Raw genomic sequence first — 17,925 nt, forward strand, 5'->3', positions numbered from 1 at the left:
CGATCTGCTCCTTCACGAGGCGCGGTATCTCCACGGTTCAGTTCGCAACCTCCCCTCCGGCGGATGCTCGCCGGAGGGGAAATCGACTGCGGTCAGTTGATCGGACCGCCTTCACCGGGCTTGCCCGGAAGCTGCTCGCGGAACAGCTCGTAGTCGCCCTGCTTGTCGGCCGCGACGAAGACCCGTTCACGGATGATCGTGTCCTCCGCCCAATTGAACATGAAGATCGGCACGCCTTCCGGAATATTGGAGAAGCGCTTGTTGATGATGAGCGCACCCGGATATTCTGTCAGGCCGATCGTATCGAGATTCGTCGTCGAGACCTTCTGGAACTGCTTCATCAGATCAGCCCGCTCGTCATTGTCGTTGCTGGAGATGAACTTGTTGACGACGTCCACGAGTTCCTGTTCGAACGGCATCAGATCGACCGTGCCGTCCGTTCCTGCCCTGTGATGCCAACTCGTGCGCGGACCGGTCGGGGCAAGCTGGGTCGTGTTCTGCACAACCGAGGTCTGTTCCTGTTCGTTGCGGCGAACAAGCCAGTCGAAGCGCCCGGCATACTGGGTTGCGTCGCGCTTCGCGCCATCGATTGTGTTGAGCACGACCTTGAGGCCAAGCTGTTCCATCTGGCCGACCAGACCTTCCGCGAGATTGCGATCGGTGCTGTAGTCGGAATTCACCAGAAGCACGATCTGTACGTCCGAGCCGCCAGCTGTACCGGCCGGGAAGTTGACGGCGCCGTTGCCGTCCGTGTCCTTCAACCCGACCTTCTCCAGCAGCGCCTTGGCGCCTTCCAGATCAAACGGGTAGTACACCGTCGAGGCGCGGTCGTAAAAGCTCGTGCCAGAGGAAATGCCGCCGGGATAGATCGCGGTGAAGGGTCCTTTGACGAGGGATTCGCCGAGTTTCTTGCGATCGATGGCCATGGTCACGGCCTTACGGAAATCGACGTTGCGGTTGAGCTCGCGTACGGCCTGCGCCCGCTCGTCCGGCTCGCCCCAGCCATTGGCTGAAAAGTTCATGCGCAGATTGTAGCCGATCAGCCGGGCGCCAAAGGCCAGCCGCGCGGGAGCCGTTTCCTGTGCGGCGCGCTTCAGCGATTCCACGAAATTTTCAGGTTGCTCCAGGTTCGAGATATCGCCGGACCCGGCGATCGCCTGCACGTCGCGATCGGCCCAGGTCGAAAGCTTGTAGTGCAGTTCGTTGAGATAGGGCAGCTGATTTCCCTCTTCGTCCACCTTCCAATAGTAAGGATTGCGGCGAAGCACGATGACGTCGTCCGAACGGTATTCGATAGGCACCCAGGCGCCCATGACGGGCATATTCAAGTATTCCGGCGGAAAGCCGTTCTTGTACTCGTCGTAGGTGGTGCCTGCATATTTCGGATGCTTGGTCTTCAAAATGTGCGAGGGGCCAGGGCAGAAGGTTCCATAGGCCATCGCATAGAGATGCTGGCGCGGGAACGCGTCCTTAAAAGTCCATTTGACCGTATATTTGTCTACCGCCTTCAGGGTGGTGCCTTCTCCGAACGTTTCCGGTGTTGCACCGTTCAGCGGCGAGACGTTCGGATCGACGACATTGTCGTCCCAATAGAACATCACGTCATCGGCGTCGAAGGGATCTCCGTCGGACCACTTTGCGCCTTCGATCAACTTCATCGTCAGTGTGTGGCCGTCTTCCGACCACTCCCAGCTCCGGGCAAGATTGGGCAGCGGCTCGACGTCTTTGGCATCGACCTGGAAGAGCGGCGCGGTGCGCGTCAGGCATTCGAACATCGCAATGTCAATGCCGCCCCAGCCTTGCGTCTGCCCGGCACTGTAGTTCCAGCCTTCCGGCCGGCCGCCGACGACGTGGCGCATCGTGTCGCCATAGACGCCTATCCCGTCGGGCATGTTGCCTGTCTTGAAGACCATCGGCTCCTTCGGCAGCCGCTCGGCCAACGGAGGCAGTTTCCCGGTCTTGACGAATTTTTCGGTGACCCACTCCGGCTCGCGATACTCGGATAGCGCCTTGAATTCCAGAATTGAATCGCGCGGCACGTAATTGATCGTGCCTTGCGCCGGAAACGGCGGCTGTTCCGGCACGATCGTCGGCTCGGAGGCCACGGCCTGGATCACGAACGCCGACACACCAAACAGGAGCGCGGCGGCGGTTTTCATGCGGCCAAAAATGTTCATTGTCCTGATTTCTCCCTTATGCTTCGGGCCTGCCGCGATGGCATGGCTTTCCTCCTACAAGCATCGAACGAAGCGGTATTCCGCTTTCTCAGAAGCGGTATTCCGCTTCTCGGATGACAGTGCCGCGCTGCCCGGGCGCATTCGCCGAGGCACGATCCTGTCCGCCCGGTTTTCCGGAACATTGGCTTATCGCAACCAATGTCTCAGCCGGCCGCGCGCAACTTCATGGCGTCCTTTTCGGCCCTGATCTCTTCGATCGAGCGAACCTCGCGGCGGGCGACGCCCTTCCATTCCCGCGTTTTTACCGTCGCGCGGCTCAGCCGCTCCTTGGCGCTGTCGATCGCATGGGCGAATTGCGGCAGCCATTGCGCTTGCGCCACAACCATGTCGTCGACCATCTGCCAGACTTCTTCCGGCGTGCAGACGGCGCCAACCAGCGGATCGTGCAGCACGGCCAGTTTCAGGAGGTCGATGTCGCCGGAGATTGCCGCGTGGACGGACATGCGCTGGACATTAATCGACGAAATGCAGGTCGCGGCGCAGGCTTCCGGAAGCGTGATGCCGGCCACCATGTTGATGCCGAAGCGATCGACGAAACCAGGCGATTCGATGATTGCATCGGACGGAAGATTGGTGATGACGCCTTCGTTCTTGACGTTGAAGTGCCCGCGATAGACCCGGCCGGTCTCGAGCGCCTCCAGTATGTGGCTGGCGTGCTCGTTCGAGCGGCGCCCGGGATCGAAGGGCTTTCCCGCATCTTCGAGGAATTGCGGGAACTCGGTCTCGAACCAGTTCCGGGTTTCGGTCGAATAGCGCAGATAACCGCCGGTTTCGCCGTGGATCCAGTCCGACATGTCGATCCACTTGGCGGTCTCCTCAGGCCGTTTGCGGTACCAGGGCAGATATTCCGACAGGTGGCCGTTACTTTCGGTCGAATAGACGCCGAAGCGCTTCAACACGTCGATCCTGAGTTTCTCCTGCCGCGAGAAGACCGGATGCGCCTCGAAGGCGGCGACGAGCTCATCCTTGCCGATCTTGCGGCCCTTGACGCGAACGTCGACGAACCAGGTCTGGTGGTTGATGCCGGAGCAGACATAGTCGAGCTCGCCTTCCCCGGCGCCGAGGATCTCGGCAATCTGCTCGGCCCCATGCTGGACCCCATGGCAGAGACCGACCGTATCGACCTTGCCGAATTCGATCGCCGCCCAGGTGTTCATCGCCATCGGGTTGGCATAGTTCAGGAATTTCGCGCCTGGCTCGGCCAGTTCGCGAATGTCCTTGCAGAAATCCAGAATGACCGGGATGTTGCGCTGGCCGTAGAGAATGCCACCGGCGCAGATCGTATCGCCGACGCACTGGTCGACGCCATATTTCAAGGGGATGCGGATATCGTCGGCATAGGCGGCGAGACCTCCGACGCGCACACAGCTAATGATGTAGCGCGCGCCCTCGATCGCCTTGCGGCGGTCCGTCGTCGCGGTCACCCGTGCAGGAAGCTGGCTCGACTTGACGATCCGCAGGAGAATTGACTCGATCATCTTGAGATTGTGCTCGCTGATGTCGGTCAGTGCGAACTCGATGTCGCGCAGCTCCGGCACACACAAAATGTCCGTGAACAGCTTCTTGGTGAAACCGACGCTGCCCGCGCCAATGATTGCGATCTTAAATCTGCTCATTCGAACCTTCTCCGCAAGCGGATTGGACCGATAGGTAAAATTGGTTCGTGGAAATCCAGTCCAGGCGTGTTATTCGGAAGACACGCAACCAGGCGGCGTGCAACCGGGATTTCATCCTCATCTCTTTTGTTTTTGGTCAATATGCGTAAGATCACGCCCCTCCGGTAGGGCGTAGATGTGCTTTGTAGGGTAATTTTGTGCTGCAAAAACTCGTCGACCTTGGACCAGTGATGAAAATGATTTCCCTGCCGCGGGCTCGGCAGCGATTGCACACCATGCCGACGAGCACCGGCTACGACGTGAGAACGGATGCCGGCTACAGCTGGGATGGCCGCAGGCGCGGGCAGACGCCGTTCACAGTGATGCAGCACACCATCAGCGGCACCGGAAACCTGCGTTACGGAACCAGGTCCTACCGCATCGCTCCGGGCGAGACGATGCTGTTGGTTGTTCCGCATTCGCACCGCTACTGGGTCGAAAAAGGCGGGCGCTGGGAGTTTTTCTGGATATCGATGCATGGGGCGGAAGCGTTGCGCATCCATAGAGAAGTCCTGGCAACGAAAGGACCGGTGTTCAGCCTTCGGGCAGCCACCGTCGATAATCTGGCCGACTGCGCCTACCGGCTGGTCAAAGGCGACGGCTCAACGCCGGCACGCGCCTCGGCAATTTCCTACGAGGCGGCCATGGCACTCTATGACGACGTGTTCCAACTACACGGAAATGACGTGGCGGAGAATTCGGTAGTGCGTCAGGTGACTGACTATATCGGTGCGCATCTGCATCTGCCGTTGCCGGTCGATGAGCTGGCGCGGCTTTCCGGTCTCAGTCGCGCCCATTTCTCACGTGTGTTCGCGGCGCATGAAGGTATTCCTCCGGCTGAGTTCGTCCTCAACCGACGCCTCGACCGCGCCGCAAAGCTACTGACCATGTCCGCCGACCTTCCGGTGAAGGATATTTCCGGCATGTGCGGCTTCGAAGATCCCAACTACTTCGCCAAGGTATTCCGACGTGGCTTCGGCGTCAGTCCGACAGAATTCAGAACCACTGGCATGTATGCAAGCGCCGGTTATCAGCAGGGGCAGATTTTGGACAGATGACAAATAGCGCTGACCTGTCATCCTTTGATGGCTGCTTTTAGCGCGAGAGAGACCGTCAACCTGATCACTCGGACATCGGCTTTCAGGAGGCGGCAAAGCTGGCCTTGTAAGCAAAAGGCGTCCCGAAAGGCGCCTCTCAATAGCTTGATTCCCTTGAAAGAACTTGGAGCGGATGAAGCGCTTCGAACTCTCGACCTCAACCTTGGAAACGTCTATTTCTGCCAACGCCGCCTTGTCCGAATCTTCGCTGCCAATCCGAGATGATCAAGACCAGAAAATGATGCAGGTTCTCTGGACCAGCGTGGCTGCTGAGCAGACGCAGCTTCCTGGCTTCTGCATATGGACCCTCTTGGGTAATTGATAATTGCGCCGTCATGTTCCAAAACAGGTCGGCAGACCCGCGAGGATGGTTTCGTGCGGGGTCGTCCACGGTCCTCAGGCGAGAATTCCAAAAGACGTTCAACAATGACCCAGCACGTACAAAATGCTCGAATTCTCATGTACAGCCACGACACGTTCGGGCTCGGCCACTTGCAGCGCTGCCGCACGATCGCGCATTCGCTGGTCGAGGATTTCCGCGGACTTCAGGTGCTTATCATTTCGGGTGCGACTATCGCTGGCGCCTTCGACTACCGCGCCCGTGTCGACTTCGTGAAGATCCCCAGCGTCATCAAGTTGCGCAACGGCGAATACACCTCGCTGGAAAAGGATATCGATCTGCATGAGACGCTAAGGATGCGCCAGTCGATCATCCGCCACACAGCCGAGACCTTCCGGCCGGATATTTTCATCGTCGACAAGGAACCGCTCGGCCTGCGCGGTGAGATCGAGGACACGCTGTCCTATCTCAAGACGCGGGGCACCACGCTCGTGCTTGGCCTGCGCGAGGTGATGGACGCGCCGCATCTGCTCGAAGCAGAGTGGGCACACAGGGATGTGATGCGCAAGATAGGCCTGTTCTACGACAAGGTCTGGGTCTATGGTCCGCCGGATTTCTACGATCCGCTGATCGGTTTGGACGTGCCGCCGGCTGTCAGGGCAAAGATGAAGTTCGTCGGTTTCCTGCAACGGAGCCTGCAGAAGAACGAGTTGCCCGGCCACCGGCCCGACGGCGATTATATCCTCGTTACCACCGGTGGCGGCGGTGACGGCGGCGACCTGATCCACAGTGTCATCGATGCCTATCAGCAGGATCCGCAATTGCAGCATAGGGCGCTGATCGTGCTTGGGCCTTACATGCCGGCGCGCAAGCGCAACAAGCTGCTCAAGAAGGGGGCCAAGATCCCCTATATCAAGATCATCGAGTTCGACAACCGCATGGAAGATCTCATTGCCGGCGCCAAGGCGGTCGTGGCGATGGGCGGTTACAACACCTATTGCGAGATACTGTCTTTCGACAAGCCGGCGCTGATCGTGCCGCGCGTCAAGCCCCGCGAGGAACAACTGATTCGAGCACGGCGCGCAGCCGAACTCGGCCTCATTGAGATGCTTTTGCCGGAAGAAGCCGAGGATTCCCAGCGGTTTGCCAATGCGCTGGAGGTGCTGCCGGCCCGGCCCGGCCCATCGCAGAGCCATCCGCATCTGACGCTGGAAGGGCTGCCTCACATTTCTGAAATCGTCGCGGAACTGCTCGACCGGCGGGGCGGCCATCACCTTTCGGTCATTGAAGGCATGATCTGAGTTGCAACATCGCAAGATCGTCGTGGTTCTGAAGGGCTATCCGCGGCTGTCGGAAACCTTCATCGCGCAGGAACTGCTCGGTCTGGAGCGTGCGGGGTTCGACCTGATACTCTTCGCCCTCAGGCGGCCGACCGACGCAAAACGCCACCCCGTGCATGACGAGATCAAAGCGCCCGTCCATTATCTGCCGGAATATCTGCATGAAGAGCCGCTGCGCGTGGTTCGCTCGCTGTTTGCTTATCTGCTTCGGCCGGGCTTCTGGCGCGCGCTCGGATCGCTGGCTATCGACCTCGGCCGCGACTTTACGCGCAATCGCGCGCGCCGCTTCGGGCAAGCGCTCGTGCTGGCGGCCGAATGGCCGGAAGACGCGGGCTGGCTGCACGCACATTTCGCGCACACACCGGCATCGGTGACGCGCTATGCCAGCCAGCTTCGTGGCCTGCCCTGGAGCTGCTCGGCCCATGCCAAGGACATCTGGACTTCGGCGGACTGGGATCTGGCTGGCAAGCTTTCCTCGGCCCGCTGGACGGTCACTTGCACGAAAACCGGCTTCGACCGTCTGAAAAAACTCGCTAACGGCAACGCGTCTGTGCATCTGAGCTATCATGGGCTCGACCTTGATCGCTTCGGCAGTTTCGGCGAGGCGCGAAAACAGCATGACGGCTCGGCGCCGGACGAACCGGTTATCATTCTGAGTGTCGGGCGCGCCGTTGAAAAGAAAGGTTACGATACGTTGCTGGAGGCCCTTGCCCTCTTGCCTGGTGATTTGGCGTGGCGTTTCGAGCACATCGGCGGCGGCGAGGAACTGGAACGGTTCAAGGCGCTGGCGCAAAAGCTCGGCCTGGATGGCCGCGTCTTTTGGAAAGGCGCGCTTGCGCAGGAGGAGGTGCTTGAGCACTACCGCTGCGCCGACATCTTCGCCCTGGCCTGCAGGATCACCGCAAATGGCGACCGGGACGGTCTGCCGAATGTCCTGGTGGAGGCGGCTAGCCAGCGGCTTGCCTGCGTGTCGACCGATATTTCCGGCGTGCCGGAGCTTCTATCGCCGGATGAAACCGGGCTGCTGGTTCCGACGGAAAACCCAATTGCCCTGGCGCAGGCGCTGGAGCGCCTGATCCGTGATCCCGTGCTGCGCGCCCGCCTCGGCGACGCCGCAGAGCGGCGCGTGCGCGGTAATTTCGATCATTTGGCAAGCATTGGACAGCTCAAGGAACTGTTCGAGCGGGAGTGGCGGGCCGCCGAATGAAGCGGCTGCGCGCTTTCTTCTATGTTCAGCACCTGCTCGGTATCGGCCATCTCGCGCGCGCCAGCCGCATTGCGGCGGCTCTGGTCGATGACGGGTTTGACGTAACGGTCGTGACCGGCGGAGCGCCGATCGCGGGGTTTCCGGGAGTGGGTGTGAAATCTGTAGCCCTGCCACCTGTCACCTCCGGTGATGAAGGATTTTCCGGACTTGTCGGCCTGCAGGGCAAACCCATCGACGATGATTTCAAGAGATGGCGTTCAGAGATGCTGCTGCAGGCCTTCCGGGATTGCAGGCCTGATATCGTCATTATCGAGGCGTTTCCATTTGGACGCCGGCAGATGCGTTTCGAACTCCTGCCGCTGATCGAGGCCATCGACGCGACGTCGCCCAGACCGCTGCTGGCGACGTCGGTCCGTGATATCCTTCAGCAGCGCGTCAAGCCGGGCCGAAACGAGGAAACGGTCGATCTGATCAACAGGCATTTCGACCTTGTCATGGTCCACGGCGATCCGGCTTTCGCAACCATCGACAAGACATTTCCACTGGCTGGGGCGATCAAGGCCGAGGTCACCTACACAGGGCTCGTTGCCGCGCCGCCATCGCCCGCGGCCTCCGAGCGCTTCGACGTTCTGGTGTCGGTTGGCGGCGGGGCTGCCGGAAAGAGCCTTGTCAGCTCCACGATCGCAGCGGCGCGGCATGCCAACAACGCTGGGAAATGGTGTTTGATCACCGGCCCCCACCTGCCGAAAGAGGAGTTTGACGCGATCACACGCGATGCCTCGCCGGTCCTGTCCATCTTCCGGTTCCGCGAGGATTTCGCCAGCCTGCTGACCGGCGCCCGCCTGTCGGTCTCGCAGGCGGGTTACAACACGGTCTGCGATGTCCTGCGCGCGGGTTGTCGCTCTCTGCTCGTTCCATTTGCAGCCGGCGGGGAAACCGAACAGACGGTTCGCACACTGAGGCTCGAAGAACTCGGTCTTGCAACGGTGCTGATGGAGAAGGACCTAACGCCTGAAGGTTTGGCGCAAGCGATCGAACAGGCGCTTGCGGGACCGACGCCAGCCGCGCATCGTCTCGATCTGGAGGGCGCGCATCGCTCGGCGCAAATTCTGCGCCAGCGGTATCGAACATGGTCCCTAAAAGTGGGGCCCGGTTTCGGAGAAGTTCATGATCAAAACAGACGATAGATGCTAACGCGCATCGCATCTGGCGAGATTCGTGCGACGCGCTTCAACTCCTCGTTTATGCATGTCGTTGTCCCAAACCGGGCGAAATGCGTCACACAGTTCCAATCAGCATAAAGCGCGTATAATTTTTTGTCGGCAGTTTGCCGGAGAACCGCACCTCCTGTAACGCCGCCATTGCTTCGAAGGCTGCAAGCGAAGCCACGCAGTTGATGTGCGTCGGCTCGCTGAAATAATCGTTCGATTGCAGCAGTACAGTCGTGCCCCGCGGAAGCAGAGCAAGCCAGGCGCGCAGATCGGCTATGTGTTCGCAGCTCGTATTGACCATGAGGTCGGGCCGCCCGGCCGCATAGTCGAGTGCGTACATATCTGCCGTCAGTGCCCGGAAACGGTCGCCGGCTTCCCGGTTGAGGGTCCGGGCGACCGGCGCGACTTCGGGATCGATGTCGATGCTATCGACCGCCGCGATGTCGAAGCGAGCGTCGTTGAAAAGCATAGCCGGCAATACGCCGTACCATCCACCCAGAACCCATATGCGCCCGAACCGGCCGCCGCAGCTTTCGAACAGCCTGTCGAGCGCCCACATCTTGCAGGCGACCTGCTTGTGGTTGAAGGCGTTGGCGATATCGGCGTTCGGATGCCTGGTGATGACGCGCGCCAGCGCTGCCACCAGGGGGCACTTGACATAGGCAGCAATTCCCCGCGTCAGGTCAAAAGCTTGCTCGTGCCAGTCCATGCCGGCATTGCGTGGTTGCGTGACATCCATCATATTCGTCTTGTAGGTTGGGATTTCGGGCGACACAACGCAATCTTGCCTCCCGGAAGGCTGTTGATTCGCGGACGTGATTATGCTGCAAGCCGCTTCGCCATTGCCCGGTGCCGGAGAGAGCCTGTTGCATCTGTCCGGACCAGCGGCGTCCATTCGCCAGCACCAGCCGCTCAGCTGCGGCTTCGTGCTGCTCGGCTATTCGCCGAAACCCTACCGAAGCCGCGAACCGTTTGGCCAGCCGCCTTCTTCGATGATCAGCAATGCCCATGTCGTTGTCATCGACCATGCGCCGGAACTGGATCGCGCCGCCTCGCAGGTTCCTTCCATCGTTGAGCGCAGGACAATCTCCGTGCGCTGCAGCTTCGAGCTTGTCTTTGGCGACGAAGAAATTGCCGACACGCCATTCGCCAGCAGGTGCATCCTGCATTCTTCCAACTGAAGGGTCCGCAGCCGCATATGGAACCCAGCCTAGCCCGCTATATCTGGACGCACACCAAGAAGCAGCAGCTCTGGATATTGATGATCGTCGTGCTTTCGATGATCCCGTATTTCATGTCCTTCGACCTGCCGAAGCTGATCATCAACGGCCCGATCCAAGGTAGCGGGTTCGAGCAACCGGGCGCGACCCAGCCATTCATGAGGCTGCACTATAACCTGCCGTTCATCGGAGAGGTCCAGTTCTTCTCCGGTTTTCAGCTCGACCGCGTGGCGACGCTGTTTGCGCTGAGCCTTGTGTTCCTCTTGCTGGTCGTCATCAACGGCCTGTTCAAATTCTATATCAACACCTACAAAGGCCGCCTCGGCGAACGCATGCTGCGGCGTATCCGCTTCGATCTGGTCGATCGTGTGCTGCGGTTTCCGCCGTTTTACTTCAAGCGGGTGAAATCCGCCGAAGTGGCGACCATGGTGAAGGACGAGGTGGAGCCGCTGGGCGGCTTCATCGGCGATGCCTTCGTGCAGCCGGTGCTGCTCGGCGGCCAGGCGCTGACGGCCATGCTGTTCATCGTGGTCCAGAATTTCTGGCTCGGAATGATCGCGGCCGGGATCGTGGCGGTCCAGATCGTGCTCATCCCGCGAATGCGGCGGCGGCTGATCGTGCTCGGGCGCGAACGGCAGTTGACGGCGCGCGCGCTTTCGGGCCGGGTTGGCGAAATCGTCGACGGCATCGGCGCGGTTCACGTCCACGACACATCAAACTACGAGCGCGCCGACATAGCTGCCCGGCTCGGGCTCATCTTCAAGATCCGCTTCGATCTTTACCAATGGAAATTCATGGTGAAGTTCCTGAACAATTTTCTCGCGCAGCTCACGCCCTTTCTGTTTTACATGATCGGCGGGTATCTGGTCATCCAGGGGCGGCTGGACGTCGGTCAGCTCGTGGCCGTGATCGGCGCCTACAAGGACCTGCCCGGACCGATGAAGGAACTGATCGACTGGGATCAGGCGCGGCAGGATGTCCAGGTCAAATATCAGCAGGTCGTTGAACAATTCACCGTCGATCGGCTCATTGCGCCGAGGATCGGGGCATTGACGATCGATGATCCCGATCCGATGACCAAGCCCCTGTCGGCGATCGGTCTGTCGATAGCAGATGATGGCGGTGCAATGCTCCTCGACCGTGTCTCCCTCAAGATCAAGCCGGGTGAGACGGTGGCGCTGCTAAGTACCGCAACAGGTGGAGCCGAGGCGCTTGCAGAAGCCTTCGCAAGGCTGAACTGGCCGGACAGCGGAAGGGTCGCTTCGGGCGCCGACGACTTGCTTGAACTCCCCGAAGCAGTGACCGGCCGGCGCATGTCCTATGCCTCGTCGGATGTCTTCCTGTTCCAGGCAAGCCTGCGCGATAACCTGCTCTACGGGTTGAAGCATGCGCCGCTGACATCGGTGCCTTATGACGATGCTGCGGCAGACCAGCACCGCTGGAACATGCACGAGGCGCGCCTGTCGGGCAATCCGGATCTTGATATCCACAGCGACTGGATCAACTATGCTTCCGCCGGCGCTACCGGCCCGCACGACCTCTTTGAAGCCGTGCGCCGGGTACTCGACGCGGTTGTTCTATCGCGCGATATCCTGGATCTTGGCTTGCGCTCTTCGGCCGACCTCACGCGTCACTCCGAGCTTGCCAGGCGGATCGTCGAACTGCGTGCGGCGCTGCGAACCCGGCTGGAACACGAAGGGCTGAGCGGACTGGTTGTTCCTTTCGAACCGGGCGCCTACAACAAGGAAGCAACGATCGGCCAAAACCTGCTCTTCGGCGCTGCCGCCGGCCCCGAACTGGCCGACAGGGCTCTGGCGGCCAATCCCTATTTTGCTTCTGTGCTGAGGCAAGCCGGCCTCGACCGCACGCTCTACGAAATGGGCATGGAGATCGCCGAACAGGCGATCGAGCTGTTTGCCGACCTGCCGCCCGATCACCCGTTCTTCCAGCAACTTGCCTTCATGAGCGCCGAGGAGATACCCACCTACGAAACCTTGCTGCAACGGCTCAAGAACCGTCCCCACGAGGCGGTTTCGGAGAGCGACCGCGCCATGATCGTCACCTTGAGCTTTGCCTATATCGAGCCCCGGCACCGCTTCGGCCTGCTGAGCGACGAACTGATGAGCAAGATCGTCGCTGCACGCAACCTGTTCTATGAAAACCTGCCGCCCGAGCTGCAGAATGCCATCGAACGGTATGATCCCGCCAAATACATTGCCGCGGCCACCGTCATGGATAATGTCCTGTTCGGGCGTGTGGGCAACAACCATCCCGACGCGCCGGATCGCATACGCTCCATCGTCTATGACATTCTTGACGAACTTGGGCTTTATGCCGAACTTCTGGATGTCGGCCTGGACTTCAACGTCGGCTCCAGCGGCAGGCGGCTGACCAGCGGGCAGCGACAGAAACTCGATGTTGCCCGGGCCCTGCTCAAGCGTCCTGATTTTCTCATTCTCAACCGGCCGCTGTCGGCGCTCGACCAGCGCATGCAGGACAAGGTGCTGCGGAACGTGCTCGAGGAAGCCAGGCGCGACGGCCATTCGCCGGCAATTGTGTGGGTCGTGACGAATCCGGCGATGGCGATGATGTGCGATCGCGTTATCGTCTTCGATTCGGGTAAATTGGTGGAAGACGGAACACCCGAGACACTTTTGGCAGGGAACGGTACATTCAAGGGACTGTTGTCATAGAGCAGCGGACATTCAGATGGGATCATTCTGCCGGTGGGAATTTACTGCAAGGTCAAGGGATTCGACGACGGGCGTAGCGAGGTCACATCCCGCCGAAACCCGAAGGGTTTGCCGCAGATTCATCCGGCTCTTCGAGTTTCCGGTTGGCGGACGCCATTGCCAGGCGGCATCGCCCGATCGCACGACAGCGGGCTCGCCACCTTTCGCGCGGTTCGTCTCGCCATCCCGGAAACAGAATTCATTCCATCTGGGCGTCCATTGCTCTAGTCTGGCAAACGCGAATTTTGGGAAGGTTTGCGACAATGCTGCTCAAGGATGAAGTTGCAATGCTGCAACGCGTTCCCTTGTTCTCTGCCATCGACCCGACAAAGCTCAAGCTGCTTGCGTTCACATCCGATCGTGTGAGCTACAGCGCCGGCCAGATCCTTTTCCGGCAGGGCGACGAGGGAGACGCCGCCTATGTCATCCTTTCAGGCAGGGCGGATATTCTGGTCGATTCCGACAGCGGACCGATAAAAGTTGCCGAACTGGAGCCAAATTCGATTGTTGGCGAGATCGCCATATTGTGCAACAGCTCTCGCACCGCCACCGTCAGAGCGGCAAGTCCGCTGGAAGTCTTGAGGATCCGCAAGGATCATTTCCTGAGGCTTATGAGGGAGTTCCCGGAAATGACCATCGAGATATTGCGGGTTCTTGCCGATCGCCTAAGCCATACGACCGCGGATCTGATCGACGCACGAAGCACCAAATAACGGATGACGTGCGCTCGATCCTCGCCGTCGCGATGGCACTGGCCTCTTGCTGAGAAGGTTACCCCGGAGAAAACCTGTCTCGCCTAGCAGCAGTTGTTTGGCTACGATGGGCGACGGGGACTGGGAAGGGGTAGCATGGACTACGAAGTTTTCCTGGTCAGGTTTTGGGGCGTGCGCGGCAGCACTCCGGTATCAGGGCCAGAATTCTCTCGCTATGGCGGCAACACGAGCTGTATTGAGATGCGATGCGGCAAGCATACGCTTCTGTTCGACGCGGGCTCTGGCCTACGGCCTGCCGGCGCCGCACTTCGGGCGTCAGGCGTGACCGATTTCGACCTGTTTTTCACCCATTGCCATTACGATCACATCATCGGGCTGCCGTTTTTTGCGCCGATCTATGACCGGAGCGTCAAGCTTACGCTTTGGTCCGGGCATCTTGCAGGACGCATGACGACCCGGCAGATGGTCGATGAGTTCATGCGGCCGCCGTGGTTTCCGGTGAAACTGGAGATCTGCAAGGCAAGCCTCGACTGCCGCGATTTCGTATCCGGAGACGTGCTTCGCCCGCGCGAAGGGGTGGTGGTCCGAACCGGCAGTCTTATCCATCCGGGCGGCTGCATAGGCTACCGGGTCGAATGGGGCGGCCGGGTCGTGGCGGTGATCACAGACACTGAGCACGAGCCGGACAAACTCGATCAGGCGGTGCTCGCCCTGATCGAAGATGCCGACCTCGTCATTTACGATTGCACCTACACCGACCAGGAAATGAAACGCCGCCGCGGTAACGGGCACTCGACGTGGCAACAGGGCGTCAAGCTCTGTGAGGCGGCCGGTGCGCGGCGGCTTGCGCTGTTTCACCACGATCCGACACGCACCGACGAGCAACTGGACGAGATCGAGCAACTGGCCAAAGACAGGTTTGCCGGCGCTTTTGCCGCTCGGGATGGCCAGACGCTCGAATTTCCGGGCTCGTTGCACAAAAAGCGCTGAGCTATTTTCCTCTACCGGCGCTGCGCCCGATCAATGTCCCGATCGGAAGCCATGCGCAAGCTTCAGTCTGTGCGGTGACTGTGAACAGCCGTTCGAGGAACAGCCAGGCCGATTCATCATGTACGAGATGGTGGGTAAGCAGGCCGACCGGTTCGCCGCCGTCGATTGCACGCTGCAATTGCGCGATGATAGCCTGAACCAATAGGCCATGATCTCGGCAGCCGCGCGTGCCATGCCAATCCATGATGTCGACATTGCTGTTGATGACCGCCAGTGGAGCCGGCTTCGGCGGCCCATAGACCGACAATGCCGCAAATCCTATCGATCCAAGGTCGGATACCAAGCCGGCGTCGATCCTGTTCCAGGGTGGCACCAGCATCGGAACGGCACGTGCGCCGTGCAGGCCGGTTATATGCGACAGCCCGCGAGCCAGGTCATCGAGCACCGCCTCGCGTGGCCGATGCGCGCCGAGCTCCTGCTTTTTCTGGTCCTCGGGCGCATGATTTCGGTGCGCCCAGCCGTGGATGGCGACCGCGGCATGCGGCGCCTCGTCAAGCCGGGCGACAAGCTTCTCATCAGTCAGGGCCGGAATGACGGCCAGAGTGACCGGAACCGCGAATTCACCGGTGAGGTCGAGCAGCCGATCGAGCGCAGGCGTCGGATCCACGGCGTCATCGTCACGCAGCCAGAACTCTGCCTTACGGTCCGCCCGTTGCCGGCACGCCAGTTCTTTCACCAAGGGCCGCCAGATCCGATCGGATGTCATGAGACCGGGATCTTCGCAAGAAGTTCGGCCAGACGCCCCGCTGCAACACCGAGGGAGCGTTCTTCGAGGATGAAACGTCTGGCTTCCGCGGCCATGATGGTTCTTTCGTCGTTACGGGCCAGAAGCCTTTCAATGGCAGAAGCGAACGCCGCCACATCGCCCGGCGGGGTGAGAAACCCGGTCTGGCCATCCCGCACGACCTCCGGCACGCCGGCGATGTCCTGAGCCACCACCGGAAGGCCGGCGGCCTGTGCTTCAAGATAGGCAACGCCATAGGCCTCCCCGTAACCCGGCCAGACGTAAATTCCCCCACTGTAGAGGACATCCGGCACGGCGGCTGGCTCAATCGCGCCAAGCCATACGATACGGTCGGCGGGCAAGCCGGCGAATTGCGCTTTGACCTCGTCACGGGCAGGCCCATCCCCGACGACCGACATGGTCCAGGGCAGGTGGCCGATCGGACCGAGCGCTTGCGCCAGCATGCGATAGCTTTCGACTTTGTCGCCCGGGCGCATCATGGCGACGGTAACGAGGCGCGTCGGACAACCCCGTGCCGGCATTTCCCCGAATGCCGATGTGTCGATGAAGGGCGAAAGCATACCGAGAGCGGCGTCGGGGATCGCATCTGTCAGTCCCTGACGATCCCTTTGCGTGAAGCAGATGTTCAGCGCTGCCTGTTCGACGGCTCGCGCCACCAACGCCTGCGTGTCGGCCCACAAACCGGCGTTGCGCCGCCTTGAATAGGAGGCTTCCGCTGTCACACAGGGGATAGCAAAGGCCGACGCCAGTTCGGGTCCGATCAGGTCGGGCGCCTTGTAATAGGGATGATAGCAGAACCAGAGATCGGGCTTGCCGTCACGATCCCAAAGCTTTTTTAGCCGCGCGGCTTCCTCTCGGGCTTCGATCTTGAGGGCATCGAAACTTTTCGGAACCGGTTCGCGTAGATAGAAGCGCAATTCGGATGCCAGTTCGACGCTATGCCCCGCATGCTCCAGCGCCTTGACCAGCGTCCGTGCCATCTGGCGGTCGCCGGAGGCAACGGGATGATTGGGCGACTTCAGCGGCGCGTAGAAGGCAATTCGCATCGTCGGACCCTATCATCGGAAAGCCTGCGCAAGTCAATTTCGAAGCATGATCGACTCACTTTCAAGCAGTGGAATGTGGTATCTGATGCTCATGGAAACAGCTGCAGCGTCCGATCCGTTTGTCGCTTCTTTGCCGGTCTTCGCAAGGTTCGAAAGCGTTGCCGATATCGATAACTATCGGCCCCTCCCGGATGGCTGGGCGCTGGCCACCGCCGACATCGTCGGCTCGACCAAGGCGATCGACGCTGGGCGCTATAAAACCGTCAATATGGCCGGCGCCAGCGTTATCTCGGCGCTGCTCAATGCGCTGGGTCGGCGAGATCTTCCCTTTGTCTTCGGCGGCGACGGCGCGCTCGTGGCGTTTCCCGGCTCAGCGCTGGAGATCACCCGCAACGCGCTGGCCGCTGTCCAGAGATGGGTGGCGGACGAACTGGACCTGACCTTGCGTGCCGCAATCGTGCCGATAGAGGATATAAGAGCGCAAGGCCTCGACGTTCGCGTGGCGAGGTTCCGGGCCTCCGAAGCGGTCTTCTATGCCATGTTCGCGGGCGGTGGCGGCAGTTGGGCGGAAGCCGAGATGAAAGCGGGGCGTTACCGCATCGATCCTGCGCCGGCCGGCACACGGCCGGATCTTACCGGCCTCTCCTGCCGCTGGAACCCGATCGACGCCCGGCACGGCGAAATCGTCTCGATCATAGCCATCCCGGGGCCGTCGCGCGACTTGCGCGGTTTTCAGTCTTTGGCTTCCGACATCATCGCCCTTGCCGGGGGGCAGGAACGCGATGGCCACCCGTTGCCGGTGAACGGTCCGGCCTACAGTTTTTCGCCCGCCGGCCTCGATATCGAGGCGCGGGCCATGGCGCCGGCAGGATGGCGGTGGCTGTCGAAGCTGTGGATATTGTTCCAGCTGACGCTTACGGCTGTCACCGATAGATATGGCTGGACGATCGGCAGCTTCGATCCGAAGATCTACAAACGCGACGTGGCCAGCAATTCGGATTTCCGGAAGTTCGACGACGGCTTGAAGATGACTATCGACGTTGACGCGGATGTGTTGCAACGGATCGAGAACCGGCTGAAACAGGCGGAAGAGGCGGGCATCTGCAACTATGGCCTGCACCGCCAGAAATCGGCCTTGATGACATGCCTCGTCGCCTCGCCGCTGCAGCGCGATCACGTTCATTTCATCGATGGCGCCGCCGGCGGCTATGCGATGGCCGCCGCAAGCCTGAAGGCGAAGGTGCCGGTCTGACGACAGCTTGCGGAAATCGATTTTCCGCAATATGCCTCGGGGTTCTTGGGGAACCAGGTGAGCCTCGCCATAGGCGCGGA

15 protein-coding genes are annotated in these 17,925 nt (G+C 60.5%); 10 read left to right on the top strand and 5 right to left on the bottom strand.

Going from position 1 to position 17,925, the window contains the following annotated elements:
- Window positions 1–92: 92 nt before the first annotated feature.
- Window positions 93–2,177 carry an ABC transporter substrate-binding protein gene (locus AC0L2B_RS15215; protein WP_473745921.1) on the bottom strand — a complete coding sequence of 695 codons (2,085 nt, stop codon included), beginning with the start codon at window positions 2,175–2,177 and terminating at the stop codon, window positions 93–95.
- Between the two features lie 203 nt (window positions 2,178–2,380).
- Window positions 2,381–3,853, bottom strand: coding sequence for an alpha-galactosidase (gene melA / locus AC0L2B_RS15220; protein ID WP_473745923.1), 1,473 nt, complete (start codon window positions 3,851–3,853; stop codon window positions 2,381–2,383).
- Window positions 3,854–4,083: 230 nt separating this feature from the next.
- On the opposite strand from melA, the gene AC0L2B_RS15225 reads away from it, so the two are divergent.
- From AC0L2B_RS15225 to AC0L2B_RS15245, 5 genes are all read left to right on the top strand, one after another.
- Complete coding sequence (locus AC0L2B_RS15225; RefSeq protein WP_473585548.1) at window positions 4,084–4,950, top strand: helix-turn-helix domain-containing protein; 867 nt, start codon at window positions 4,084–4,086, stop codon at window positions 4,948–4,950.
- A 172-nt stretch (window positions 4,951–5,122) separates the two neighbouring features.
- Entirely contained in the window at window positions 5,123–5,311 is a 189-nt protein-coding gene (locus AC0L2B_RS15230) for a hypothetical protein (RefSeq protein ID WP_473745924.1), read from the top strand.
- Window positions 5,312–5,415: 104 nt separating this feature from the next.
- Window positions 5,416–6,630 (top strand): glycosyltransferase family protein, encoded by a 1,215-nt coding sequence (locus tag AC0L2B_RS15235; RefSeq protein WP_473508194.1) that lies wholly within the window; start codon window positions 5,416–5,418, stop codon window positions 6,628–6,630.
- A gap of 1 nt (window position 6,631) precedes the next feature.
- Window positions 6,632–7,876, top strand: coding sequence for a glycosyltransferase (locus AC0L2B_RS15240; protein ID WP_287139471.1), 1,245 nt, complete (start codon window positions 6,632–6,634; stop codon window positions 7,874–7,876).
- Window positions 7,873–9,063 (top strand): glycosyltransferase family protein, encoded by a 1,191-nt coding sequence (locus tag AC0L2B_RS15245; RefSeq protein WP_473745925.1) that lies wholly within the window; start codon window positions 7,873–7,875, stop codon window positions 9,061–9,063. Before AC0L2B_RS15240 ends, AC0L2B_RS15245 begins: the two co-directional genes overlap by 4 nt.
- 91 nt (window positions 9,064–9,154) lie before the next feature.
- Here AC0L2B_RS15245 and AC0L2B_RS15250 read toward each other — a convergent pair whose 3' ends face one another.
- On the bottom strand, window positions 9,155–9,826 hold the full coding sequence (locus tag AC0L2B_RS15250; RefSeq protein ID WP_473746018.1) for a methyltransferase domain-containing protein: 672 nt from the start codon (window positions 9,824–9,826) through the stop codon (window positions 9,155–9,157).
- Between the two features lie 82 nt (window positions 9,827–9,908).
- On the opposite strand from AC0L2B_RS15250, the gene AC0L2B_RS15255 reads away from it, so the two are divergent.
- The 4 genes from AC0L2B_RS15255 to AC0L2B_RS15270 all read left to right on the top strand — a co-directional run bounded on the left by AC0L2B_RS15255 (window position 9,909) and on the right by AC0L2B_RS15270 (window position 14,742).
- Window positions 9,909–10,268, top strand: a complete 360-nt coding sequence (locus tag AC0L2B_RS15255) for a hypothetical protein (protein WP_473745926.1) — start codon at window positions 9,909–9,911, stop codon at window positions 10,266–10,268.
- 17 nt (window positions 10,269–10,285) lie between these two features.
- Window positions 10,286–13,000 carry an ABC transporter transmembrane domain-containing protein gene (locus AC0L2B_RS15260; protein WP_473745927.1) on the top strand — a complete coding sequence of 905 codons (2,715 nt, stop codon included), beginning with the start codon at window positions 10,286–10,288 and terminating at the stop codon, window positions 12,998–13,000.
- Window positions 13,001–13,302: 302 nt separating this feature from the next.
- Entirely contained in the window at window positions 13,303–13,752 is a 450-nt protein-coding gene (locus AC0L2B_RS15265; protein ID WP_091594718.1) for a cyclic nucleotide-binding domain-containing protein, read from the top strand.
- A gap of 135 nt (window positions 13,753–13,887) precedes the next feature.
- Window positions 13,888–14,742: an MBL fold metallo-hydrolase gene (locus tag AC0L2B_RS15270; protein ID WP_128168946.1), complete on the top strand. Its 855-nt coding sequence runs from the start codon at window positions 13,888–13,890 to the stop codon at window positions 14,740–14,742.
- Window position 14,743: 1 nt separating this feature from the next.
- Here the strand turns inward: AC0L2B_RS15270 and AC0L2B_RS15275 are convergent, their stop codons facing one another.
- Both AC0L2B_RS15275 and AC0L2B_RS15280 read right to left on the bottom strand, forming a co-directional pair.
- Window positions 14,744–15,508, bottom strand: a complete 765-nt coding sequence (locus AC0L2B_RS15275) for a polysaccharide deacetylase family protein (protein WP_473745928.1) — start codon at window positions 15,506–15,508, stop codon at window positions 14,744–14,746.
- Window positions 15,505–16,593 carry a glycosyltransferase family 4 protein gene (locus tag AC0L2B_RS15280; protein ID WP_473745929.1) on the bottom strand — a complete coding sequence of 363 codons (1,089 nt, stop codon included), beginning with the start codon at window positions 16,591–16,593 and terminating at the stop codon, window positions 15,505–15,507. The genes AC0L2B_RS15275 and AC0L2B_RS15280 overlap by 4 nt, the downstream gene beginning before the upstream one ends.
- A 73-nt stretch (window positions 16,594–16,666) precedes the next feature.
- On the opposite strand from AC0L2B_RS15280, the gene AC0L2B_RS15285 reads away from it, so the two are divergent.
- The gene (locus AC0L2B_RS15285) at window positions 16,667–17,845 is read left to right on the top strand and encodes a DUF3095 domain-containing protein (RefSeq protein ID WP_473609567.1); all 1,179 of its coding nucleotides are present in this window, start codon (window positions 16,667–16,669) and stop codon (window positions 17,843–17,845) included.
- The last annotated feature ends 80 nt before the right edge of the window (window positions 17,846–17,925 follow it).

Source organism: Mesorhizobium sp. WSM4815, from assembly GCF_055811575.1.